A 4,677-nucleotide genomic window follows, 5' to 3' on the forward strand; every position below is an offset into this window, starting at 1 on the left:
GACCAGCGTCAGGTGGACTGGCAGTTCACCAACCACGACGCACGCATCAAACTGCGCCACCTCTACCCCAGAAATTAGCTGCGACAATCTACTAGGTGTGCTGACCGGACAGGTTGGTGACGCGGCTGGCCGGTGTTTGGCCGCTGATTCCGGTGTGGGGTCGGTGGTAGTTGTACCAGTCCAGCCAGTCGGGAAACGCTGCCTGGCGTTCGGTTTCTGAGGTGTAGGGCTGTATGTAGGCCCATTCGTCGAGCAGTGTGCGGTGGAAGCGTTCGACCTTGCCGTTCGTCTGAGGCCGCCAGGGCCGAGTCCAGCGCGGACTGATGCCCAGCTCGTGGCAGGCCTGCCGCCAGGTGTTTTTCGTGTAGGCCCATGTTTGCGGCGGCCGGCCTTGCCCAGCGGGGGACCGGGCTGGCGGATGCGATGCATTCTGGCGAGGAACAGCTGCTGGCACTGGAGGCGGGCGAGATACGGAGCGGGAACGACCATTTCTCCATTGGTCTTGGCCTCCAGGCTGGCCTGGAGCCAGCACAGCCGGCAGTAGCCCTTCTTCGTGGGCACGGATCGACGGCAGGCCGAGCACTCACCCACCTCGTGCAGGGTGGCGAAGGTGTAGCAGGCTCGACAGGAATGTCCAGGCAGCTGCCCCCAGGAGTAGCAGACCCTGCACGAGGCCAGCGGCTTGTCCGCTCTGGGCGGTGTCAACGTTGATCGCCCGTCACATCGGGGGAAGGGACCGGCCGTCACGACGCCGCGGCACCACGGCTGGCACCGCCCCGCCGGCAACCGCGGCCGTCGGTCCGGCCTCCTGGCCGGGCCGGGACACCTTCTGCGGCTCGGGAAGCAGCAACTCGCCGAACTCGCAGCCGAGGACCACGCAGATCACGTCCAGGTCATCGAGTTTGAGGGAGACCGGCTGCCCGGACCACAGCCCCGACATTTTCCCCGCCGAGATCACCAGACCGTGCTCGGCCAGGCTCCGTTGCAGGTCGGACGCCTTCCAGATACCCCGGTTCGCCGCTATCAGCCGCAGGTTCCACCTCATCGGACCAGACCTTCCAGCCGCCGAGCGGCTCGTTCGTGCCCGGCCACCCAGGCATCCTCGACCCGCGTGCGGTGCACGTGGACGTATCGCATCGTCGTGGCAATCCACAAGTGGCCCAAGACTTCCTGGATCGAGATGAGATCCAGGCCGTTCAAGTACAGCTCAGACGCGCAGAAGTGCCGCAGGACGTGCGGGGTCAACGCGTCGGCCCAGCCCGGCAGATGGGCTGCCGCTGCATCGGCGAGGCTGGACCGGAGGGCATCGTCGCCAACGCGTCGTGGTGACCTGGGGCGTGTCCCGCGTCGTGGTGTAGGGGATCAAGCGTTACGCGTTCCGGTACAAGGCCCCAGGTGATCTCCGCAGAGGCGGCGGTCCACGAGGCGCCCTGCTGAGGCGAGTTGAGCGCCCGATCGTGCGGAGCCACCGCCGCCGACCTGCGGATTCCGGCGACTTGATCGGCTACACCACCCGGAGGCAACACCGTTGCTTTATGACGTCCGGTGCTTTGTCAAGTCGATGAACGAGAGGACGGGACCCCTGGTAGATCCCTGTGGTGTCGAGCCCAGAGATCGTCGTACCGGAGGTCCCGTTGCCGCGTCATTCTGCCACCCCGCCGCCTCTGGCGTTGGCTCATGATGTGTACGCCCCCGCCACCTGGGGGAGTTGACGCAAGTCGTCGACCCGCAGCTGGTCGACGCGGTCCTGGAGGAGACGGGCTCGCGTGAGCGGTGTGTGCGGCTGCTGCCGGCGCGAGTGGTGGTGTATTTCGTCCTTGCCCTCGTCTTCTTCGAGCGCTCGTCCTACCAGGCGGTGTGGGGGAAGCTCGGGGCGGGACTGCGTGGGATCGTGGCAACTCGGCCGTGTGCGTGTTCCTTGTCGCGGCCCGCTGCCGACTGGGCAGTGCTCCGCTGCGCCGCCTGTTCGAGATCCTCGCCGGGCCGGTGGCCACCCGGGGACAGGGCGGTTCGTTCTGGCGGGGTTTGCGGGTGGTCGCGGTGGACGGCACCACCCTGAGCATTCCCGACGAGGAGGCGGTGACCTGGTGCTTCCCCAAGCACGCCGGCCCGGTGCTGGAGTTCGGCTACCCCCTCCTGCGCATGGTGGCCCTCGTCGAGTGCGGGACCCGCGCCCTCCTCGGCGCGGCTTTCGGCCCGGACACGATCGGTGAGCTCGGTTACGCCCGCCGCCTGCTGGACCATCTGGACGCCTCGATGGTGCTGCTGGCCGACGCCTATTACGACGCGTTCGACTTCCTGGAGGCGGTGACGGGCACCGGCGCGTCCTTCCTCCTGCGCTCAACCCGCAAACGGCGTCCGACGGTGCGCCGCCCGTTGCCGGACGGTTCGTACCTGACCGCTGTCTGTGCCGGGAAATACAAGGCGGGGCGCGGTTACGGGCGACTCGAAGTCCGGATCGTGGAAGCCTGGATGACTGTCACGCTGGCCGACGGCACTCGCCGCACCGAGTTGTGGCGGCTGATGACCAGTCTCCTGGATGCCGAGCGTTACCCCGCCCACGAGCTGATCACGTTGTATCACCGCAGGTGGCAGGCGGAGACCTGTTACTTCTCGTTGAAGTCGACCATCCTCGACGGGCGGGTGGTGCGCTCGCGGACGGTCCCCGGCATCGAGCAGGAGGTCTACGCACTGCTGACGGCCTACCAGGCCCTGGTGCGCGTCGCGGGCGACCTGGTCACGGCCCAGCCGGGCCTGTCGGCGGAACGCGTCAGCATGACCGTGCTGCTCAATGCGGCCGCCGACCAGATCGTGGCCGCCCGCGGCATCGCCCCGACCAACCCGGTGACCCTCGTCGGGGCGATCGGCCGGGCCGTCCTGGCCGGCCTCCTGCCCAAGGGGCCACGTCAGCGGCTGAAAGCACGCGTCCGCAAGCGCAACAGCAAGTACACCTTCACTGCTGGCAAGCACCCAAGGACAGCCCAGCCGTACGCCCTCCACTTCGAGATGATCAAGGAAGGCGGGCTTGACAACACCAACTTAGGCTAAAAGCAACGGTGTTGCACCCGGAGGGACGCCATCGTGACCCGTCCGCGCTCTTGCGCTCGGAGGGGAAGAGCGGGGCGCCGGGGCGGGTGTGGTCGCCGCCGAACTGGCCCCAGACGTCCTCGATGAGCCATCGCAGTGTCCGCCCAGAGTTGTTGATCAATGGCACCATGCGCTCGCGTGGGCCGGAGCCCCGCGAGCCCTTGCCATAGCGGACCTGCAGTTTGCCGAATCTTCCGAGATCCCACTTCGTTCCTCCATCATCCCCTGTCGCTGTCCCCGTGCCTCATGCACCCTGCCTGGAAGCCCTCGGCGAGGGTGCCGCCAAGGAGCAAGTCCACTGCCTGGTCGCTGAGTTCGAGTCGGTCACCGATCCGAGAGGGGCTTGCGGAGTGCGGTACCGGCTCTCCTCGCTGCTGGCCCTGGTGGTCTGCGCGATGACCCCTTCCGGCCACGACTCGATCACCGCGGCGGCGGAGTGGTGCCGACGTGCGACGCCGGAGGAACTGGCCGCCTTCGGCCTGCCCTACCACCCACTCCTTGGCCGCTACCGGGTGCCGAGCGAGAAGACCCTGCGCAGCGTTCTGGGGCGACTCGATCCCGGTGAGATCGGCGCGGCCGGTTACGACTACCTTCGGCCTCTGCTGTCCGCACAGCCCCGCCGGCCGGAGCCGGTGATGCCCGACGGTGGCACCGAGCGTGAACAGCGCCGGGCCCACCGGGCGGCCGCCCGTGCCGAGCCGGTACGGCTGCGGCGGCGGGCGATCGCGGTGGACGGCAAGTGCCTGCGTGGCGCGAGGCGCCCGGACGGCAGCCGGGTCTTCGTCCTGTCCGCCGTGCGTCACGGCGACGGTGTCACTCTCGCCTCCCGCGAGATCGGCGCGAAGACCAACGAAATCCCCGAGTTCGCACCTCTCCTCGACCAGATCGACGACGCGGATCTCGCGGGGGTGGTCGTTACCGCCGATGCCCTCCACGCCCAACGCGACCACGCCACCTACCTGCGCGAACGCGGCGCTCACTACCTGCTGACCATCAAGAACAACCAGCGCGGCCAGGCCCGTCAACTCCACGCCCTGCCCTGGAAGAAGATCCCCGTGATCCACCGCGACGACGCCCGGGGCCACGGCCGCCACGAGCAGCGGCTCGTGCAGGTCGTCACCGTCGACGGCCTGCTCTTCCCGCACGCCCGCCAGGTCCTGCGCATCCAGCGCAGACGCCGCCTCTACGGCGCGAAGAAATGGTCCAGCGAGACCGTCTACGCCGTCACCGACCTGCCCGCCGAGGAAGCGAACGCAGCCGAGATCGCGTCCTGGGCTCGCGGGCACTGGACCGTGGAAAATACCGTCCACTGGTGCCGAGATGTCACCTTCAACGAGGACAAGTCCCAGGTCAGGGCCCACAGCGCGCCCGCCGTACTCGCCGTCCTCCGCGACCTGATCCGCAGCACGCTCAAGCTCGCCGGCTACGTCAACACCGCTGCCGGACGACGAGCCCACACCGAGCGCCCCCGCGTCCTTGCCCTCTACGGCATCACATGATCAAACCGGACGATCCAGGCACTCGCCGGGGCCCTGGTTTGTATGGCGTCCGGTCGGCGATGACCAAGCTGGCCGGGCCTACCGCCGGGCT

Annotated in this window: 4 protein-coding genes and 2 pseudogenes; 3 read left to right on the forward strand and 3 right to left on the reverse strand. The window is 68.2% G+C overall.

Translation table 11 applies throughout. The features are described 5' to 3' along the window. Positions 1–91 precede the first annotated feature (91 nt). The 3 genes and pseudogenes from ABZZ74_RS52635 to ABZZ74_RS52645 all read right to left on the reverse strand — a co-directional run. A pseudogene (locus ABZZ74_RS52635) lies at positions 92–328 on the reverse strand (integrase core domain-containing protein); the annotation flags it as partial. A 390-nt stretch (positions 329–718) separates the two neighbouring features. Beyond that, positions 719–1,045 (reverse strand): helix-turn-helix transcriptional regulator, encoded by a 327-nt coding sequence (locus ABZZ74_RS52640; RefSeq protein WP_356951234.1) that lies wholly within the window; start codon positions 1,043–1,045, stop codon positions 719–721. Then, a complete protein-coding gene (locus ABZZ74_RS52645; RefSeq protein WP_356951237.1) occupies positions 1,042–1,266 on the reverse strand; it encodes a tyrosine-type recombinase/integrase in 225 nt (74 codons plus the stop codon). The genes ABZZ74_RS52640 and ABZZ74_RS52645 overlap by 4 nt, the downstream gene beginning before the upstream one ends. Before the next feature lie 433 nt (positions 1,267–1,699). On the opposite strand from ABZZ74_RS52645, the pseudogene ABZZ74_RS52650 reads away from it, so the two are divergent. The 3 genes and pseudogenes from ABZZ74_RS52650 to ABZZ74_RS52660 form a co-directional block, all read left to right on the forward strand. Further along, positions 1,700–1,885: pseudogene (locus ABZZ74_RS52650) on the forward strand (transposase domain-containing protein); the annotation flags it as partial. A 20-nt stretch (positions 1,886–1,905) separates the two neighbouring features. Next, positions 1,906–3,048, forward strand: a complete 1,143-nt coding sequence (locus ABZZ74_RS52655) for an IS4 family transposase (protein WP_356951235.1) — start codon at positions 1,906–1,908, stop codon at positions 3,046–3,048. A 221-nt stretch (positions 3,049–3,269) separates the two neighbouring features. Continuing rightward, positions 3,270–4,586, forward strand: a complete 1,317-nt coding sequence (locus ABZZ74_RS52660; RefSeq protein WP_356951236.1) for an ISAs1 family transposase — start codon at positions 3,270–3,272, stop codon at positions 4,584–4,586. The last annotated feature ends 91 nt before the right edge of the window (positions 4,587–4,677 follow it).

This window comes from Streptomyces sp. NPDC006476 (assembly GCF_040612015.1).
Taxonomy (GTDB): domain Bacteria; phylum Actinomycetota; class Actinomycetes; order Streptomycetales; family Streptomycetaceae; genus Streptomyces; species Streptomyces griseorubiginosus_B.